This window comes from Erysipelothrix aquatica (assembly GCF_009828825.1).
Lineage (GTDB): Bacteria > Bacillota_I > Bacilli_A > Erysipelotrichales > Erysipelotrichaceae > Erysipelothrix > Erysipelothrix aquatica_A.
Genome location: NZ_WTTA01000001.1, coordinates 263,088 through 283,129, shown reverse-complemented (window position 1 = coordinate 283,129; position 20,042 = coordinate 263,088). Strand labels below are relative to the sequence as shown.

Here is a 20,042-nt window from a genome sequence, read left to right as displayed (position 1 = left end):
GAATTATACAATCACCAATTTGATAAATGGTGGATATTTCAATCAAGTAAGTGAGGAATACACGCATGAAAGAACATATACTTAGTTTTTTACCCAGTCATTTTCAGACACCTTCCCTTTTCCGCATCGAGATAGCGGGAATCACGTACCCATTCACCACTTATCATGTCCAACGTCAACATTCGCATATATACAGTTTTGAGTATGTTGTATCTGGATCTGGAACGTTGAGAATTGATGGTGTTGAATACATTGTGCAACAAGGGGATGTTTTTATTCTACCCAAGCATCATGATCATGAATATTGGTCAAACCCCAAAAATCCGCTCCATAAACTATGGATTAATGTGTCAGGCAGTTTATGTGATCAGCTACTTCAAACGTATCATATTCACAATAATTATGTTTTTCGGAATTTGGATGTATTTGATTGTCTCTCTGAGCTTCTGGTTATATGTGAAAATTATTCTTTAACGCCACAGCAACGATCACAGCATACATCGCTTCAATTTCATAAATTGATTCTTCTTATTCATGACCATTCCATCAAAAACGATGCATTACATCTCAGCGAATCTGTCTACAAGGCGAAACAACGATTCGATGACTCAGTATTTACAACCATATCGATTAGCGAAGTAGCCGCCCACGTGAGCATGTCGCCCTCGCAATTAACCCGACTTTTTAAGCAGCAACTTCACCAAACGCCTTACAATTACCTTCTTGATAAGAAACTCGAAATGGCACAATTACTGCTCTCGGAGTCTTTTTTAACAGTTCAACAAATTTCTGATCGGTTGGCGTTTTCCGACCCGCAGTATTTCTCTAATATTTTCAAACGCAAAAGTGGATATACACCCACTCAATGGCGGAATACCAATCGCCGTAAATCCGATTAACTCATTGTGAATTATCAGGCAATTAACTCTATCCCACAAAAAAGGAGCCAAGTTCTTACTTGCTCCTTTTTCGATATCGTAGTTTGATTGCTTTAAAAACTATATACTGCTTTTAACTAATAATACGATAGATTCGATATGTGTTGTTTGTGGGAACATATCAACTGGTTGAACACTATCAATGCTATAGCCAGCAGATACGAATGGTTTTAAATCACGAACGAGCGTTGCAGGATTACAACTTACATACGCAATTTTCTCTGGTTTTAATGCAATGACGTCATTAATAAATGATGATTCAAGCCCTTTTCGAGGCGGATCAACAACAACTACGTCTGGTTTTAACGATAGTTCTTTAATTCCCTCAATGACATCTCCTGCAATGAACGAAATATTTGAGATTTCATTAATCTCTGCATTTTTAACGGCTACAATAACAGCTTCTTCAACAATTTCAATTCCAACAACTTCCTTAGCTCTTTGTGCAAGACTCAGTGATATTGTTCCAATTCCAGAATAAGCATCAAGCACGACTTCCGTTCCATCAAGTTGAAGTGTATCTAAGAGTGTTTGATAGAGTACTTCCGCTTGCGGAGTGTTCACTTGTAGGAATGATTCCGCTGTGACCTCATAAGTGTTGTCAAGAATAACTTCTTTGAATGTATCCTTGCCATACATAACTTTTGATTCTGGACCCATGATAGCTGCGGTTTTAAGTGGATTTACATTGTGAACGATACTTACAATATTATCCGATAGAGCTGCAATTGCCGGAACAATTTTAGATTGCGGGAACAAGCTCTTCGAACGTGTTACTAAAATAACCATTACTTCTCCAGTATTTTGACCATGGCGAACAATGATGTGACGAATGTTTCCTGTATTTGTACGAGCATCATATGGTTTTTCATTAAACTCAACAAGAATATCGCGAATTCCAACAACAATTTCATCAATTCCAAGTGCATTAATTTTGAAGTTGTTAATTGGGATGAGTTGGTGCGAGTTATGTTTAAAGACTCCAATCTCCATAGCATCATCAACTTTTCGAACCGGAACTTGAGTTTTATTACGGTAATGCCATTCATTTTCGGCTCCAATAATATGATTTACCAATACATTTTTAAACATTGGGTCTTTTTTGAAAGCATCCTCAACAATTTTCGTTTTGAGTTCTAATTGTCGAGAATAACTTACATGCTGGAGTGGAATAGTACTGTTTAGGGCAAGATCTTTCGGTTTTACATGGACGCGATCTTGTGATGGAATGAGAAGTTCAGTAATACGACCAAAGGCATATTTTTTCTCAACGCGATCAAGCTTTACTAACGCAGTTTCGCCCGTAATTCCTCCCTCAACAAAAATAGGATAACCGTCGACTTTGGCGACGCCTTTTCCTTCGTATGACATATCAATAAATGTCAATTCAAGAATATCATTTTTCTTTAATGAATCAGTATTCATGGTTTCCTTCTTTCTTCGATTATGTTATCGATTGTGGTTTAAATTTCTTAATAAAATCATGGTTGCAGCAATGTGGAGTTTACATTGGTGCTGAAAGATTCCGCATGAAGTTTAGTTATTAAAAATTTCGAACATGTTTAGTATATGATTTTGGGCTATATATGTAAACAGATATCCTTCATATCTCAAAAGAAAAGCATCTTAAAAGATGCTCCATTGAAATTTTTTAGATTTCATAGTCAATCTGGTATGCTTTCGCATCGGTATTGTAGTAGCCGTAGGATATTTCAACAACTTCACCCTCCGCGTTTTCTGTGTGACGTTCACGACATAACACAGGTTGGTCTTCGAGTTTTAGAATCTTACGAATCATCGGATCGACATCCACAACTACATAAAAACGGTCACTAAAATGTGCCACATCAAAGCCTTTAAGCGCAAGCCATTTGTACAATGAATTTGATTCAATTTCATTGATGGCATGTTTTATCGACATGACTGGAAAATAGTGTTCAAACGTAATGTACGGTTCGCCGTCCAAATAGTACATGCGTTTTAGGCACGTTGCGGTTTCACCAAACGCCTCAAATAATGTAGCATTATTCTGTACATCAACAACGTCAATTTCCATAAGTTCCTTTTCCAACTCGTGCTGTTTTTCAAGAATTGAAGAAAATGAATTTGCTTTTGAGAGTCGATTGAAAAGTCGATTACTTAAAACTGTCGTTCCTTTACCACTCTTTTTCTCAAGATATCCTTCATTACTCAGTATTTCTACCGCATTACGAACTGTGATTTTACTAACAGCAAACATTTCTTCTAATTCACGCTCTGTCGGAATGTAACTGCCAACAGGATAACGGCCCGAGAGAATGTCTTTCTTAATTTGTTGTGCTACTTCTAAATACAATAATTTTTTTCTGTTCACTGACATACCTCCCTCAATCCTTTTGTTTCTACAATTATAGCTTATTAACAGCTAATATACAGTATGAATGCAAATATTATGATGTTTTTGTTATTCTTCAACAATTTTTCCGATATCTTTCAGCTCGATTGAGACCCGTCCATTGATGTCGGTTTTAATATCAATTATGTTTTGAACATCCAAAATATCAAGTGGTAGGATAATTTCGATACCTGATTCTGTTCGAATACGGTGTTTTTTTATCGTTGCCGTTTTATTCATGAGTTTCAAATTAATGAGGTCTGTAACGTTATTTGCTTCAAAAGCGTTATGAATCAGCGATGCTTCATGTTCGTCAATATCCTCAAAAATTTCCTTTAAGATTTGCTCGGGCTCAATCTCATCATACAGCTCGACGTTATCTGTAATAATTTGTCGCGCTTTGATTGTATTCGGTAATCGGTCAACATCACGCTGATCAGAAATCGATTGAATCAAGGTATCAACAACTTGAAATGACTGTTTAGAATTGGCAATCAAGGTCGTATCTAAAAAAGTTTCAATGGCATCACGATTCGCTGGCACTGCCTTTACTCGGGTATCGCCAGATGTTAGATCGATTAAGAACCCTGCTTGAACACTTGCGAATCCACTTGGCATAATTGCATGATTGTATACCAATGCATTTTCAACTCCTTGCACATTTTGCGTGATTTTGATGACACCGTCTTTGCTTAGAAGTTCAAACATTCCAAACCCAACAGATTCTCCTAAATCAGCAAGTACAAATACAAGATTGTTACTCGTATAGTCCATGTTTTGGATGTACTGTTCAAACCATTGGCGCGCTAAATCTTGAGTGGTTTCCAAGAATGGAAATTGAGTGCCAATTAATGCTTTAAATGGACTGCGATCGCCAATTGTTGCCCGTGTCGTAGACGTGCTGTTTTGCATCCCTTTCACAAGTTTAAGTAAGTAGTTTTCAATTGCATGCTGATTGTTTAAGTTCAGCGGTTGTTGTGACAAAATCATTGATTTAAGATCATCATCCAATGTATGAATGATTGCTTTATTAATATCCATAGTTACCCCATTATTCTACTGTGATTTGACGCAGTTTACTGCCTTTATCAGTCTTCATTATAACAATTTGTTGCGGAATACGCTCTTTAAGTTCAGAAACATGTGAAATTATACCGACGAGGCGATCGTTTGATGCCAAGTTTTGTAATGCATCGACAGCTGATTGAAGTGACTTATCATCCAGTGTTCCGAAACCCTCATCGATAAACATCGCTTCCACACTTACAACACCCGAACTATTTTGTATTACATCTGAAAGCCCCAGGGCCATTGATAACGATGCTTTAAATGATTCGCCACCGGATAACGATTTTACGCTACGACGTTTCCCTGTCCAATAGTCCATGACATCAAGGTCTAACCCTGATTTTTCGCGCTTATTGCTTGCTATTTCTTGACGAACGAGTTCATATCGTTGAGCAGTCATAATCTTAAAACGCTTATTCGCCTCGTGAATAATATATTCAAAATAGGCGCTTTGAATATAATTTTCAAGCGTAATTTTATCCCGTCCATGAAGTTCACCATTCATGACTCGCGCTAAATCGGACACCGTTTGATATTCGTTCAGGTTTGCTTTGCTTTGTTGATATAACTTTTGAAGATTGTTATGTATTTCATCATGCATTAGATATGCTCGCATGGAAATATTCCGTTGTTGTTGGTTGGTCTCACGGTGAGTCTTATTCTCGTTAAGTGCTTCTAAAATTGCTGGTTTTGACCCGTCTGCAATTGGATTAACTTGCGATCGTAATGCCTTCAGTTCTGTTTCGACATCCCGACTATTTTGTTTATAGTTTTGAATTAGCATTTGTTCCTGTTTGTAAGCAGCTTCACTCATTAGCTGGTCTTTGTATGTTGCCAAACTATCAAGGTGATACTCTCTCAGTAATTGATTTAACGACACGTTAAGCTTTTCTAACGCTTTATCTGTTTGTTGTTTTTGGTCAACATTGTGTTTCATGGTAGTTTGAAGCACGAGTCGATCATTTTGAGTTTTTGTGACCGCAGCATCATAGACGTCTACAAGAGATTCAAGACCATGTTTCGCTTCCTTGAGCGTTTTTAGATGTGTTTGCGCTTCATTTAATGTATCGAAAGATAGACTGCTTTTAATTGCTAAAAGTTCAGTTTTAAGCGTCGTTTCTTCTGTTCTTTCAGACTGAATTTGCAGCGCTAACGTTTCAAGCGTATGATCCAGTATTTTTTTGTCATCAAGAAGTTGTTGCTTATTCGCTATCTTCGTTTGATAGGTCGAAATTTTACTTTTTAGTGTATTAATTGTAGTAGATTGATCGTTGATTTGCGCAATAAGAGCTTCTAACAATGAATCATTGAATGTATCATAGTCCGGAATTTGGACAAGGCTTGATTCAGAATCATCACGTCGCGTCTTCAAATCCCCCAACTCCGCAAGATGCTTTTGGAATACAGTTTCTTTACTTTGACGAACTTTAAGGGCGTCTTCAACCGTTTCTTGAGTCACTAAAGCATCATGAAATTCGGCAATGTGTGGGTGCTCTAGAGATCCACAAACAGGACATGGTTCACCATCTTGTAGGTCTTTAGCGATGATTCCGGCTTGATTCATAAAGAATGTCTTTTGAACATCCATGGTTACTTTATTTTGCATCTTTAATTCTTGTTCAACGTCTTGAACCACTTGCTGTTTGGCAGCGAATGAAGCTTTGAGTTGCATGTTGATGCGAATCTTTTCAAGCACTGATTCAATATGTTGTTTTTGAGTATTCAATGCTTGTTGGGTATCGTGCGCTTTAATTAGCAAATTTTGTTGATTCACAATTTCAGCTTCGGCAAGTGCAACTTCCTCTAAACGCTTTTGTATTTTCGAGCTCTTCAAGTTTGTTTGGTCATATGAAACAAGAAGCTGAGTTAATGCAAGTTGCTGTTTATCGAGGTTTGTTTGAAGGGTTCTAAGTGCTTCATATTTTGGCATCAATTGTTCTAATTCTTTCATTGCATAGGATTGATTTTGAATCATGGTGCGGTGAGCATCCATTTCATTTTTTTGTTCTTCTAATGTCCTTATCTTCTCATCTATAATCATTTCTTGGTTAAGAAGATTTTGGTACTCGTTGCTTAAATTTTGTGAGATGTCCGTCGTTTCTTGATACGATTTGACGATTGGATCGACTGCAGCAACCATTGTATCGTACTGTACTAGGTCCTTTTCTTGCTGAAGAATCTGCGCGCGTTGATGTTGGAGCGTTTCATGACGTTTCGTTAGTGCATCAATTTGTTGTGTTAGTGCTTCTTGAGTATTAATTCGTGTTAAGCTGTCTTGTAACCCAATTGCTTCTGTTTCTAATCGCTTCGCACATTGCTCAAGGTCTTTGATTTCTGATTGAGTAGCAGCAATATATTGACTTAATTGACTTAGCACCGTTTGAAGATTAAAACTATCCATATCTGAAGCATCAAAACCTTTGATACGCATCATTTGATCATGTGCTAGTTTTTGGATGCTATCCAACTCTCGTCGAACAAGAAGAGATTGTTCCTTCAATTTTCTCTGTACGGTATCATAAAGTTGCGTACTAAAAATTTTTCGGAAAATTTTACTTCGTTCGGAACTGCTTGCAGTGAGTAACGATAAAAACTCTCCTTGAGCAATCATAACAATTTGTTTAAATTGTGCTGCATCCATACCTAACAGGCTTTCAATCCTGTTTTTGACATCACTGATGCTATCGAATTGTGTACCATCTGGCATTGTCAAAAGAACTGTCGGCTCTTGAGTGGTTGTTCCTTCTCCTCTTAGTTTAGGACGTTCGTATCGTGGTGTTCGACGAATCGTATACGTTTCGTTAAAATGTTCAAACTCCAAAATTACCGCGGTTTCTATCTCTGCTGACGCATAGTCACTTCGTAAGGTATCACGCTGGCGCATTGACCCACTCGCATCTTCATACAATGCATAGGAAATAGCGTCAAATATCGTTGTTTTGCCAGCACCAGTATCTCCAGATATAACATAGAGACCATTCTTAAATTTTGAGAAATCTACTGTTGTCTGTTCTGCATATGGGCCGAAGGCGCTCATTATTAATTTTTTGGGCTTCATGACGCATCTCCAATCTCATCTAAAATAGAAACTACTAAGTGCTGTTCCGCATCATTCAAATCACGACCTGTCTGTTGTTCAAAAAAATCATGAACAAGCTCTAACGGTTTTTTTGAAACTACTTCTTCAGCCCGTTGTAATGAGCCATTATGTGTGCTTAGCTGATTTTGAACTTCTAAGGTTAATGTGTTTGGATAAACACGTTGAAGTCGTGTAATTGCATTATGAACAACGGTTTCATCCGTAATAATCGCATGGATATAGTCTTGCGAAGTTTTGGCTTCACCAATCTTTATGAGTTCATCAATTGGCCCTTTGATTACACGAACATCACGAAGTGGTTTAAGAGGTATTTGATCATAAACAACAGTATCATCGACAGTTACTAAGGTTACTGACTTTCGTTGTTGTGCCTCCTCAAATGCATACTTAAGAATTGCACCTGCATATCGAATTGTATCACTACCAATTCGTTGTGGCCGGTGAATATGCCCCAATGCCACATAATCAAACGCTTCAAGAATCGTAGTATTAATCGCATCGAGACCACCCAGGGTTAGTCCTGTTTCTGATTGAGCTATTTCAGGTTCACTACTACTACTCACAAAGAATTGATGACCTATTATGACGTTTTTACGATTTTTTTTGAGCTTAAGACGATCAAGAACAAATTGATACGCTTCTTGGTAATTTGAACTTTTAAAGTCTTCATAAAGATTCGCAACATAGACCGGTTTAATAAATGGAATTGGATAGAAATCGACATTAGCAATTGTTATGGGATTAATCGTAGTGGTTAGGTGTGTAATAACGTGAATATTCGATCTCTCTAAGAGGCGCTTTCCAACCCCTAATCGATCATTAGAATCGTGATTTCCAGATATCACAATCGTTTCCAACTGATGACTGGCTAATTCAACAAGAAACCAATCCCATAAAGAAAAAGCCTCTTCACTTGGACTGTTTTTATCATACACATCTCCGGCGATAATGAGTGCATCAACATGATGACTCTTCGCAATATCCAGTATTTGACGTAAGATATATTTTTGATCTTCGATTAAGGAAACTTGCATTAAGCGTCTTCCTATATGTAAATCAGCACAATGTAAAAATTTCATGGTTCACCTCGATTTAATATCTTTATTGTATCAATGTTTTAATCGTTCTCAAAGGAATAACAGCGAAGTGTCGTATAGTTTTGCTATTTCATCATCTTTAGCTAAATTGAGGTCAAAAAAAAAGAAAGCAATTAGCTTTCTATGCTTTCTTTATTGTTGGGTTCGAATACGTCGCGGTACTTGATGTGCTTCAACCAAAGACCACTGTGCTAAAGTATCATCCACAGTTTCTACTTTGAGATAACTATGACGATCAATTTGTCCTTTTGATTCGAAACTAATAATTCTTTTAACACCATCAGAGCTTTCGACCTCCAATTGATATTTAAAATTACCATTTGCAAGTTGAGAGATTTCAGCGTGTTCAGTCAATCCATATGCCGTGCGATAGTCTTTTTTGAATTGATCTTTCAGTAAGAACGCGACACCTATGAAAACAACTGTAACTATCAAAATTCTTTTGAAATTTTTGGTCATACCGGTTCTCCTTTATCTACTCCTATCTTACGCATTATTAGGCTTAACTCCCATCGAATTCCAGAACATCTGACTTACAATATTGTCACACAAAAAGAGAAACGACTGTATCATTTCTCTTTCTCATCAATTTAAAATGACTTACTCACCGAACACATTAAGCCAGGCTTGAAACAACAAGTATGATGAAATTGCCCCTGGATCTGTTGAATTCGCAATTGTAGTGATTTGTTCCACAAATTCATGTTGCTTAGGAATCGCGGTCTCTAAAATATCTCTGTTCGCAAAGTGCCCCCACACTTTAAGCATCGGATGGTCACGAGGTGTCTGTCCACGTTTCGCGATCGCCTCATATCCTGAGTGAAACATCTCATTTGAAGGATCAAAAGTATGCAACGCCATAGCATTAAATGCTGCCCCATACAAGGGACCACACGCTCCATCTAACTTCGCTAGCAAGGTCAACCCGACTTGCTTCATAAATTGCGAAGGATCGGAATATGGACGCCGATCCATCATTTCTAAAACAGCCCTTGAGCCCTGTACGACATTAGTGCCATGATCACCATCACCGCTCATTGTATCGTAGTGATTTAAAAGTTCTTCGTTTTCTTGAATCAATGAATTAAATTCTTTGATCCATAATTCGTACTGCTCTAATTTCATTATATTTTACACCTTTCTAAATTGAATATTACCAAATGCATAACGCATCATTTTGAGATACATAAACCCCCTTATACCACAACTGAATCATGTTCTGTTGCACCTTGACTTCTACGTGTTATACCAGCGGACCTTACAACAGCTTGATGCCATCCATTTATCATCACTTTGCGCGTTTCAAAAGATATTTTAGGGTGCCATTCTGTGTTCGTCACAAGTTGATTTTGTGCGCATTGATCAATACCAAACAACCCAGTAGCAAAACCCGCTAAGAAAGCCACACCGACAGCAATGGCTGTATCTTGATCAATGCATCTAATTTTCGTGCCTGTCAGATTTGCCATAAATTGCATAAGAAAATTATTATTTGTCATTTTTGAACTAACATTTAGCGTTGTCAAGGCACCACCCCAATCAGTTTCCATTCCTTGCATAATATCATAGGACTGATATGCAATTGATTCGAGTGCTGCACGAATAATATGCTCTCGTTTTGATGCACGGGTTAATCCCAATATATTTCCTCGCACTGGTCGATTATGACCAATCCGTGGCGCGTAGGCTTGTTTGGGAATAACATAAATACCGAGCGTATCTTCGACTCTTGTGGCAAAAAATTCTAGATCATCAGTTTTTTGAATAATACCCAAATCTTGATGTAGCCAATGATTAACAACGGTGTCTGGGACGGTACTTCCTTCTAATGCATAGTGAACTTGGTTGTTGATACCCATCGCTATAGTTGTATTTAAACCATGATTGCTGCGAATTTGCTTTAATCCTGTATTCATGATTAGGGAATTCCCTGAGTTATATGTATAACTGCTACTCGGTTCTAAAAATGTTTGCCCAAGTAAAGCAGCTTGATCGTTACCCATGATTCCAGTAATTGGAATCGACGTGTTTTGGATCGTGGCATATCCATACATACCTGAACTATTTTTGACATTTGGAAGCATTTTACGTGGAATATCAAATAATTGAAGCAATACATTGTCCCATGTAAGTGATGTAATGTTAAATAGCATAGTGCGGGCTGCATTCGTAACATCAGTTACATGTATTTTTTTATGTGTTAGCTTATAGACTAGCCATGTGTCAACAGTACCAAACAATAACTCTCCTTTTTCAGCACGAAGACGAGATCCTGGAACATTATCCAATATCCATTTAATCTTTGATGCAGCATAAAGACTGTCAGTAGATAAACCTGTTGACTCGTAAATGTCTTTCAAGTTGTTTTTGCCAAGTCGATGTAAGAAAACGTGTGATGTTGCGTCATCGGATGAAACAATTGCGTTGTATATTGGTACTCCTGTATTTTTGTCCCAAACAAGCATGGTTTCTCTTTGATTTGCGATTCCAATTGCCTCAATAGACTTTACATCAATGCCTTGAGTCAAAACATCCGTTATCGCTTGCATATGTGATTCCCAGATCTCTTCTGGACTGAGTTCGACCCGATGCAAATGAGAATAGATTGGTGATATTTCAACAGACGCAGTTGCCACAATCTCTTTGTTTTGATTAACAACAACCGCCCGTGAATATGTGAGTTCATGATGTAATACAACAATGTTTCGTTCCATAAATCTCCTTTTTATATTAATACGATAAGGTAATTTGTTCAGAAGGTTTCATCAAAGTATTATGTGTGCTTACCAATACCGATGGTAGCGCTTTCCTGTTGCCTTATAGTATCATAAATTAAGCAATTGTTTGTGACAGATGGTTCATTCACATAAACTTTACAAAACTATCACATTTATAAAAAACTACAATTTTAGATCGTTTTTGATCCTCATATCTATAAAATCATGCAACAAAAAGGATGCTTGCGCACCCATAACTTTATTTTTATTCATTTCTTTCTATGATTCAAACCGCTTAAATTAGCCAATAGTCTAATATTAGTTCTATTTTTTGTTTAAAGTGTTATGTAATGTTTGGTCTAGTATTGCGATTTGAGATGTTTTGAACCCAATACCCAATACAAAGTCCTGTAATCATAAAATTTAACCACCCTAACCCAATTGACGCTAACGGAACATATGTCTGATATGCGGTGAATAATGGTCTTAGCAATTCTTGATTTGCAAGAAACGGCAATTGCATCATTGTTTCAAATATAGCTACCACAATCATTATCCCAAGCATGACATTAATCACACGTTTTTTATCTAATAACTTTGCGAAAACCAAGCCCATGATGACATGCATGATCGCTAAAGGATAAATAAAATTTAGCACTGGAATCGATAGCTGAATGATTGCTTCAAGCCCCACATTAGAAACTAAGAAGCCAGCACTACCAATCACAACAGCCATAAATTCGTAGGATACTTTTGGGATAATCGAGGAAAAGTAACGAGCACAACTCGTTATAAGACCGACGGCTGTGGTAATACATGCAAACGTAATTGTAATTCCAAAAAATATCAGTCCAGCACGCCCAAAATAGTAATGAAATAATTGCCCTAATGCAATACCACCATTCGAAGCGACAGGTAAAACATTTAAAGATGACGATCCAATGAACAGAAGCATTGTGTAAATAAAAATCATCGCTCCACCAGAAATCAAAGAAGCATATACAACATCTTTGACGAGTGATGATTGTGATTCTGGGTGGTTTTCTTTCGTTGATTGTACGATAACAAACCCAAACGATAGCGCCGCAAGAACGTCCATGGTTTGATAGCCCATTTGAAATCCTGTTAGAAATGCGGAGGATTCATAGGTTCCTGTAGGTAGCGTGTTTGATGCACTTCCTAATGGATTAATCATAAACATGATAAAGAAAACTGCTAGAAAAATTAGAAAAAGTGGATTAATGATCTTTGCAACCCAAACCTCAATTTTAGAGGGTTTAATTGCAATTAATAACGCACCGCCAAAAAATATAAACGAGTAAACAAGCATACCTAATTGATGGTTAGCCTGTGGCATGAGTGCTTTAATCGCAACCTCATAGGGCACTGTTGCTGTTCGAGGTAACGCGAACATTGGTCCGATTGTTAGGAGTAGCAAAATGGTAAACATGCGAGCATATTGCCTTCCATATGGCTGTAGCATATCTTCTAGGCTATCTGCTTTTGATCGCCCACAAACAATTACGCCTAGACTTGCCAAGCCCACCGCAGTGAGTATGAAACCAAAACTTGATTGGGCAATATTTGAACCCGATAATTGGCCAATATTAACTGGAAAAATCAGGTTTCCTGCTCCAAAAAATAAACCAAATAAGAGCGATGCGAGAACGATGCGTGATTTCATCCGTGTTAATACTGTTTGCTTCATAAGAATCTCCTTTAATTTTCATTATCTTATCGTACATGTAACATGCTTTCAAGCAATTTCTGAATATACTTTCATAATTGGTCCTTAATGCATCAAAAATACATGCACAGACAAAAAAAACAACATTTTCATGTTGTTTGAATGAACTTATTGGCGCGCTCGACAGGAGTTGAACCCATAACCTCTTGAGCCGTAATCAAGTGCTCTATCCAGTTGAGCTACGAGCGCATCACTTAAGGCTTAGTTATAATACCACCAACACCCTAAGAGTGCAACCCATTTCAGCCAATTACTTGTTTTTTTACAAAATTTAGTCGCTAATACATGAAACGAAATCTGTTCTTACCTTCCATACATGCGCTACAAAATTCTTGCATTCATTTTCTGATTTCGCTACTATTGGAAATAAGAGGTTTATCATGAAAAATAACAAACATATATTTATTGTATTAACTGCTTTATCATTTATCGCTGCATTTATTAGTGTCTTAGGTATTTTTGAATTCGGAGACATGTTCATCTCATTCATGAGTGGAAATAGTGCACGACTGGGAATTCATATCGCAAACGGCCCTGTTAAAGAAGTCGTCTTCTATACAGGGGCACTTACATTCTTTATATTTGGTGTCTATATTGCGAACATTCTCGTTCCTACATTAGATGCTTTAGGTATGATCCAGATCATGCTTATCGAATGTGTCTTACTTAGTTTGTCGCTTGTCATGGATTCAGTACATGATTCGCTCCCAAGCTTTCTGTTGCTCACCTTTGCGATGGGAATGCAAAACCGGCTACAATTCGCAATTAATGGATTAATCTTGGGTAAGGGTTATATGACTGGGGTCCTTTATGCAATTGGCACAACGCTTGCACAATGGACTCGCAAGGAAAAATCAGGCATCGATGTTCTTATTATTGCATCGACATGGATAGCGTTTCTAAGTGGTGCAGTATGTGGATCTCTCAGTCTTTGGGTCGTCGATGATTTCTTCTCCTTAATCTTCCCGATTATCTTCATCATGACATTGGTGCTTTATGTTCGCGCACACTTCGATAGCATTGAAACCTCACTCAATCCAAAATTATAAATTTGAACACTTAAAAAGTCACATTCTCGAATGTGACTTTTATTTTATATATGGGTGTGAATCGTTTGTTGCGTTTCAAAGGCTTCGAATACTGTTTCGAGAAGCACCATCACGCGCATGACTTCCTCATTCGCAACGTATGGCGTTGCAGTCCCCGCCACAACTGCCGCAAAGTTATCGTAAAACGTTGTATCCAATGTCAACGGTTCAGGGAGTGGCTTTCGCTCTAATGACGCTTCACGAAGCGGTGCCATCGTTTTTGTGAACCCTGCACCCGCACGAATTGGTTTTGGTGGTACATGATCAACATTAGCGCGCAATCGTACCATTTCACCATTTCGATTCCAGTCATGGATGACCGCAGTTCCCGTTAACCCTTTGACATACCACCGTGGTAAAGTAATGAAGTTAGTTGTTGCAACCTCGATATGCGCTCGAATGCCATTTTCAAAAATAAGTTGAGTTACAAATCCATCATCAGAATCATGACCCAAAACAAACGATAAATCGCTAGAAACTGAAATAACTGGGCTCTTAATCATCATGAGAAGTTGATCAAAGACATGAACACCCCAATCATAGACCATTCCGCCACCATGGACTGCTTCACAACGCCAGTCACCTGGAATGCCATTGCCGCCATGAATTCGTGATTCAATATGAAAGACATCACCAATCTCTTGGTTTTCATAAATATTTCGAATGATTAAGTAATCATCATCCCAACGACGATTTTGGTGAACCATAAATGTGCGCTCCATCGCCTTAGCAACAACCATGATTCGTTCTAAGGAAGCTGCGGTTAATGTAACAGGTTTCTCACAAATAACGTGTTTCCCCGCTTGCAGTGCTTGAATCGCAATATACTCATGATAATCGTTCGGTGTTGCAATAAGAATTGCATCAACGCCATCATCATCAAGGACTGTTTCAAAAGTTTGGTACATAATAAATCCATCCAACCCTGCCTTCTCAAGGTTATCTGGGTCCGTATCATAGGCACCGACACATTGAACATGTCGTGTTTGAGAAATTAAATCTTTTGCATGATGACGTCCCATGCCACCATAGCCAATAATTACTAAATTTAACATTGTACACTATCTCTCCTGTGTTAGATTACTTCGAGTGCTTGTCGGTTTCCGAATGCACGGTGAATTTTGGGTGTGGGTGTTACCCATTTGACCCCATTTCGTATAATTGATTGAATATTGGGATCATAATACGTTGGGTAGGTTTCATGACCGGGTCTAAAATAGAAAATTTTGCCATGCCCGCGTGTAAATGTGCATGCACTTCGGAAAACTTCGCCCCCTGTAAACCATGATACCATTAAAACATCATCAGGTTTGGGAATATCAAAGAATTCACCATACATTTCTTCATTTTCCAACTCAATATATTCAGGAATTCCACGCATTATAGGGTGAATTGGATCAAGAACCCATAATCGTTCCTTTTCCCCTGCTTCACGCCATTTCAAATCACAGCTCGTTCCCATGAGTCGCATAAACAGCTTCGACATGTGCCCCGAGTGCAACACAACAAGTCCCATACCATTTAAAACTTGATTTTGAAGCATTTTCACGATATCATCTGAGACTTTATCGTGTGCCAAATGTCCCCACCACAACAACACATCAGTATTTTTCAAGATTTCTCGAGATGCATCTGTATCGTGATTTTCGAGTGTGACCACTGAAATCGTGTCGTCTTCGTATCCAAGAATTTCTGCAAGCACCGCATGTATACCCTCAGGATACACTGCTTTTACAGTATCATGTGTTTGTTCATGTATAAATTCATTATAAATTGTGATATTCATTAGACCCACCACATTTCAGCAGATGCATCATGTATCATGACTGCCTTGGTATTCTTAACGGCACGTGCAAACCCTTCTTCAATTGACATGAGTGGATCCTCATGTTCAATGCTTATTGCACCATCATAACCATAAATCCGTAAATGACTCATCATATCTGACCAAATTTTCAAATCGTGACCACATCCGACACTTCTAAATGTCCAAGCTCGTGTCGTAACATCACCATACGGTTGCATATCTGTAACACCATACATGTTTATGTTATCTTGATCCATATAAATGTCTTTGGCATGGAAATGGACAATGGCAGATTCTCGACCGAGTATTTTAATCGCCGCCACTGGATCAATGCCTTGCCACCACATGTGTGATGGATCAAAGTTTACACCAATGTATTCAGATGTTGCATGGCGAAGCTTCAATGCCGTATAGGGACTGTGCACTGAAAATCCGCCGTGCATTTCAATACCTATTTTAACGTCTAAGGATTCGGCTAATTGCGCAATGTCTTTCCAATACGGAATTACTTTCGTTTCCCATTGCCAATTATATATTTTCTGATATTCAGTGGGCCATGATAATGTAGGCCAGTTTGGATAGGTTGCAGTTTCACTGTCCCCTGGAATTCCTGAAAATGTGTTCACAACAGGAACGCCTAGAAGATGTGCGAGTTGCAAAGTATTACGAAGTGTTTTATCGGCCAATTCTGCCTCTTCTCGATTTGGCGAAAGTGGATTGTTATGGCAACTCAGTGCACTAATTGTGATGTCGTGGTCCGCAAACTTTTGAAGATAATCTTGACGTGCCTTTTCACTTTCTAAAAGATGGTTAACAGGACAGTGATGACTTCCTGGATTACCACCACTTCCTATTTCTAGCACACTTAATCCAGCTTGCTGAGCGCGAATCAGCAGTTCATCTAATGATAGATTTGCAAAAAGTGGTGTAAATACGCCTAATTTCATTGTGTGTCCTCCTCAAAATATACAGGCTTTCCTGTGCTTGCTGATGTATAGATGGCTTCAAGTATTTCAGTAACAATCAACGCCTCATACGGATCAACGACCGGTGGTGTATCCATAGTGATAGCATCAATCCATGCCCGCGCTTCAAGATATCCCGGCTCTGTTCCTTTACTGTCGTAGAAGTCAACGCCCCCGATTTCGAAATCTATATTTTTTTGATAAAGGGCTCCGTGTTCCTCACCGTTGAGTCGTAATCCCTGTTCCATATCTGCACCCATCTTGGTCCCATAAAGCGATGTTTTTGCCTCACCAACATCTAATGTGTTTAAAGCCCAACTCGATTCTAGGATAATAGTTGCGCCATTCTCCATTACAACGAAGCCAAATGCCGAATCCTCGACGGTAAATTGGGTTGGATCCCATGATCCCCACGCATTCGCCGCATCGGGTGTTTGACTTAGTTCATGATAAGTTGTTCCGACCGCATACTTTGGCTTATAATTATTCATCGTCCACAACGTTAAATCAAGAGCATGCGTTCCAATGTCGATCAGCGGTCCGCCTCCTTGAGCTTCCTCATCTAAGAACACACCCCAAGTTGGAACAGCGCGGCGACGGATTGCTTTGGCTTTCCCCAGATAGATATGTCCCAATTGATTTTCTTGTGCAATCTTTTTTAAGAACATGGAATCACTGCGGAAACGATTCTGATAACCGACGGTTAATTTCTTATCATTACGCTTCGCTGCAGCAATCATTTCACGAGCCTCAGATGCATATTTGGCCATCGGCTTCTCACACATGACATGCTTTTTGTGATCCAGTGCTGCAATTGTGATGGTTGCATGGGTGTTGTTTGGTGTTAAAACATGAACAACATCCAATGGTTCCGCCAATAACTCTAAATAATCGGTGTATACGCGTGCATCCGGTGTACCATATTCGTCTTTTGCTTTAGTCGCTCGCTCGACATCTAGATCACAAAATGCGACAAGTTCCACATCATCCAGCAAGTTTAGATTGGGTAAATGCTTCCCAAAAGCAATACCGCCACAACCAATAATACCTATTTTAATCATAATTCGCTCCTTTTGATTGCCGATTCTTCGACACGATCTTGAATGTTTTTTCGATACTGTAAGGGACTATCCATTACATGTTTGCGAAACACACTATGAAAGGTCTTAACACTTTGAAATCCCGATTCAAATGCAACCTCAGAAATACTCCAGTCTGTTGTAACTAAATACCATTTAGCGAGATTGATTCGGAATTCATTCAGAAATTCTACAAAAGTTTGACCGGTATGCTTCTTAAAAAATCGCGTAAAGTAATAACTATTATAACCAATATGATCCGAAACACGTTCGAGAGAAATATCATGGTCATAATGGGTCTCGATGTAACGATAAACACGATTTAATTTATCCAAAACATCTTGATTCTTAATACTTGGCGCCAATATATCTGAGCTACTTCGTTTTAATGGAAAGTTTCGAAATGTATTAACATAAAATCCGTAGAGTAATTCTTGAATGCGGAAGCGATATGCGATATCTTTAGATCCGATTTCATGCCCAATTGTGGCAATAAAATGATAAATTTGTTCGCGAATCGTTTGATTCCAATGAATACTATAGGGTTCAATTAAGTTCAATTGTTTAACGAGGTCACTGGCAGATGTTTCGTGGGTGAAAAACGTTGTATCAATTTGCACTACCAAACGGACGCTTCCTGGTGAGCTCAAAAAATAATGGCTTATTCCACTATTAACGATATAAATATCTCCTTTTTCTAGGGTAAAGACGTGTTCTTCGACACCTAAGTTAAGGATTCCTTCTTGAACATAAATGAGTTCAATTTCTTGATGCCAATGTGGCGCAGTTAAGACACGGCCTTCATGACGATAATACATAACCGGCAGGTCATGTTCAAAGATTGGACGTTCTAAATATTTAATCATGCTATCCCTCACTTCTATGTTTATCATACACCACTAAGTAAGCGGATACATCACGCTTCGTTACACATTTGTCTTATATATTGACTTTTTTAGGCAAAGTGCCAAAATTGGAAATCCATGTGATTGTGGTTGTATCTCAAAGAAATAGGTTTATAATTTTACGTAAGAGATTGGAGTAACATATGAAAACAATTAAAGATTATGGCATGGGAATTGGCCTCTCAATTGTCATCTGCGGACTCGCATATTTAGGCGCCCAGTTTATTCCTAAAATTGGAGCAGCAACACTTGCCATCCTACTGGGTATCGCTTTGGGTAACACGTTGTTTAAACAAAATATATGGGAGCGCGGAACAGGTTTTACTGAAAAACGTTTCTTAGAGGTGTCAATTGTATTGCTTGGCCTCTCAGTAACAACACAGACCTTGATTGATCTTGGGATTAATGCATTTCTCTTTGTTGTAATCTTGATGGCATTGACATTAGCATTTGTTTACTTTTTAGCACAGAAAATGGGCTTCAGTAAGAACTTCGCCATTCTTATGGCAAGTGGGAATGCAGTCTGTGGTTCAAGCGCAATTGCGTCTGTAGCCCCAAGCATTCAGGCTTCACGTGATGATAAAGGTTCTTCAATTACGATTACCAATCTATTGGGAACTATCTTAATGTTGGGTTTACCAATCATTGCGACAACCCTTTTTACCACTGATACACAAATTGGTGCACTTCTTGGAGGAACGATTCAATCCGTTGGACAAGTAGCCGGTGCTGCAAGCAGTATTAGCAAGCCTGTCTTCGAATATGCTATGATTTTCAAAATAATTCGAGTCTTAATGCTTGTCTTTGTGGTTTTACTTTGGGGCTTTGTTGTTGGTGAAAATGCACCATCGAATTCCCAAAAAGTTGAACGCAAATTCTCACAATTTGTTCCATGGTATATTCTTGGATTTATCGTCGTATGTATTTTAAATTCAATGGCACTGGTCCCAAGCGAAATTGCACAACCGCTCAGTAATGTCAGCACCTTTTTAGAAGTTTCTGCACTTGCAGCTATCGGACTGCGTCTAAATATACGTGTTCTTATCCAAAGCGGTCGTCAATTGATCCTGCTAACAGTCGCAATTGGTATTTTTCAAATCCTTGCAGCTTCTGCACTGATTGCTATCCTTCTTTAAATTAATAACAAAAACACACAC

Annotated in this window: 17 protein-coding genes and 1 tRNA gene; 3 read left to right on the top strand and 15 right to left on the bottom strand. The window is 38.4% G+C overall.

The window, feature by feature from the left end; genetic code table 11:
- Window positions 1-65: 65 nt before the first annotated feature.
- Window positions 66-899, top strand: a complete 834-nt coding sequence (locus tag GVV22_RS01435) for a helix-turn-helix transcriptional regulator (RefSeq protein WP_159648429.1) — start codon at window positions 66-68, stop codon at window positions 897-899.
- A 99-nt stretch (window positions 900-998) separates the two neighbouring features.
- On the opposite strand, the gene rlmD is transcribed toward GVV22_RS01435, so the two are convergent.
- From rlmD to GVV22_RS01385, 10 genes are all read right to left on the bottom strand, one after another.
- Window positions 999-2,363 (bottom strand): 23S rRNA (uracil(1939)-C(5))-methyltransferase RlmD, encoded by a 1,365-nt coding sequence (gene rlmD / locus GVV22_RS01430; RefSeq protein WP_159648428.1) that lies wholly within the window; start codon window positions 2,361-2,363, stop codon window positions 999-1,001.
- 226 nt (window positions 2,364-2,589) lie between these two features.
- Window positions 2,590-3,291 carry a GntR family transcriptional regulator gene (locus tag GVV22_RS01425; RefSeq protein WP_159648427.1) on the bottom strand — a complete coding sequence of 234 codons (702 nt, stop codon included), beginning with the start codon at window positions 3,289-3,291 and terminating at the stop codon, window positions 2,590-2,592.
- Between the two features lie 90 nt (window positions 3,292-3,381).
- Window positions 3,382-4,353 (bottom strand): nucleoid-associated protein, encoded by a 972-nt coding sequence (locus GVV22_RS01420; RefSeq protein WP_159648426.1) that lies wholly within the window; start codon window positions 4,351-4,353, stop codon window positions 3,382-3,384.
- A 10-nt stretch (window positions 4,354-4,363) separates the two neighbouring features.
- On the bottom strand, window positions 4,364-7,438 hold the full coding sequence (locus GVV22_RS01415; RefSeq protein WP_159648425.1) for an AAA family ATPase: 3,075 nt from the start codon (window positions 7,436-7,438) through the stop codon (window positions 4,364-4,366).
- Window positions 7,435-8,559 (bottom strand): exonuclease SbcCD subunit D, encoded by a 1,125-nt coding sequence (locus GVV22_RS01410; RefSeq protein ID WP_159648424.1) that lies wholly within the window; start codon window positions 8,557-8,559, stop codon window positions 7,435-7,437. The genes GVV22_RS01415 and GVV22_RS01410 overlap by 4 nt, the downstream gene beginning before the upstream one ends.
- 150 nt (window positions 8,560-8,709) lie before the next feature.
- Window positions 8,710-9,036, bottom strand: coding sequence for a hypothetical protein (locus GVV22_RS01405; RefSeq protein WP_159648423.1), 327 nt, complete (start codon window positions 9,034-9,036; stop codon window positions 8,710-8,712).
- Between the two features lie 141 nt (window positions 9,037-9,177).
- A complete protein-coding gene (locus GVV22_RS01400) occupies window positions 9,178-9,702 on the bottom strand; it encodes a DAK2 domain-containing protein (protein WP_159648422.1) in 525 nt (174 codons plus the stop codon).
- 71 nt (window positions 9,703-9,773) lie between these two features.
- Window positions 9,774-11,291 carry an FGGY family carbohydrate kinase gene (locus tag GVV22_RS01395; protein WP_159648421.1) on the bottom strand — a complete coding sequence of 506 codons (1,518 nt, stop codon included), beginning with the start codon at window positions 11,289-11,291 and terminating at the stop codon, window positions 9,774-9,776.
- A 346-nt stretch (window positions 11,292-11,637) separates the two neighbouring features.
- Window positions 11,638-13,002, bottom strand: a complete 1,365-nt coding sequence (brnQ, locus tag GVV22_RS01390) for a branched-chain amino acid transport system II carrier protein (protein WP_159648420.1) — start codon at window positions 13,000-13,002, stop codon at window positions 11,638-11,640.
- 151 nt (window positions 13,003-13,153) lie between these two features.
- Window positions 13,154-13,230: transfer RNA gene (locus GVV22_RS01385), tRNA-Arg, on the bottom strand.
- A gap of 191 nt (window positions 13,231-13,421) precedes the next feature.
- Here GVV22_RS01385 and GVV22_RS01380 point away from each other — a divergent pair.
- A complete protein-coding gene (locus GVV22_RS01380) occupies window positions 13,422-14,090 on the top strand; it encodes a YoaK family protein (RefSeq protein ID WP_159648419.1) in 669 nt (222 codons plus the stop codon).
- A gap of 44 nt (window positions 14,091-14,134) precedes the next feature.
- Here the strand turns inward: GVV22_RS01380 and GVV22_RS01375 are convergent, their stop codons facing one another.
- The 5 genes from GVV22_RS01375 to GVV22_RS01355 are packed head-to-tail and all read right to left on the bottom strand — an operon-like array spanning window position 14,135 to window position 18,846.
- Window positions 14,135-15,184, bottom strand: coding sequence for a Gfo/Idh/MocA family protein (locus GVV22_RS01375; protein ID WP_159648418.1), 1,050 nt, complete (start codon window positions 15,182-15,184; stop codon window positions 14,135-14,137).
- A 20-nt stretch (window positions 15,185-15,204) separates the two neighbouring features.
- Window positions 15,205-15,915 carry a ThuA domain-containing protein gene (locus tag GVV22_RS01370; protein ID WP_159648417.1) on the bottom strand — a complete coding sequence of 237 codons (711 nt, stop codon included), beginning with the start codon at window positions 15,913-15,915 and terminating at the stop codon, window positions 15,205-15,207.
- Window positions 15,915-16,883 (bottom strand): sugar phosphate isomerase/epimerase family protein, encoded by a 969-nt coding sequence (locus GVV22_RS01365; RefSeq protein ID WP_159648416.1) that lies wholly within the window; start codon window positions 16,881-16,883, stop codon window positions 15,915-15,917. Before GVV22_RS01365 ends, GVV22_RS01370 begins: the two co-directional genes overlap by 1 nt.
- A complete protein-coding gene (locus tag GVV22_RS01360; RefSeq protein ID WP_236261898.1) occupies window positions 16,880-17,962 on the bottom strand; it encodes a Gfo/Idh/MocA family protein in 1,083 nt (360 codons plus the stop codon). Before GVV22_RS01360 ends, GVV22_RS01365 begins: the two co-directional genes overlap by 4 nt.
- On the bottom strand, window positions 17,959-18,846 hold the full coding sequence (locus GVV22_RS01355; protein WP_159648415.1) for a helix-turn-helix transcriptional regulator: 888 nt from the start codon (window positions 18,844-18,846) through the stop codon (window positions 17,959-17,961). The genes GVV22_RS01360 and GVV22_RS01355 overlap by 4 nt, the downstream gene beginning before the upstream one ends.
- Window positions 18,847-19,028: 182 nt before the next feature.
- Here GVV22_RS01355 and GVV22_RS01350 point away from each other — a divergent pair, with 182 nt between their 5' ends.
- A complete protein-coding gene (locus tag GVV22_RS01350) occupies window positions 19,029-20,021 on the top strand; it encodes a YeiH family protein (RefSeq protein ID WP_159648414.1) in 993 nt (330 codons plus the stop codon).
- Window positions 20,022-20,042 lie beyond the last annotated feature (21 nt).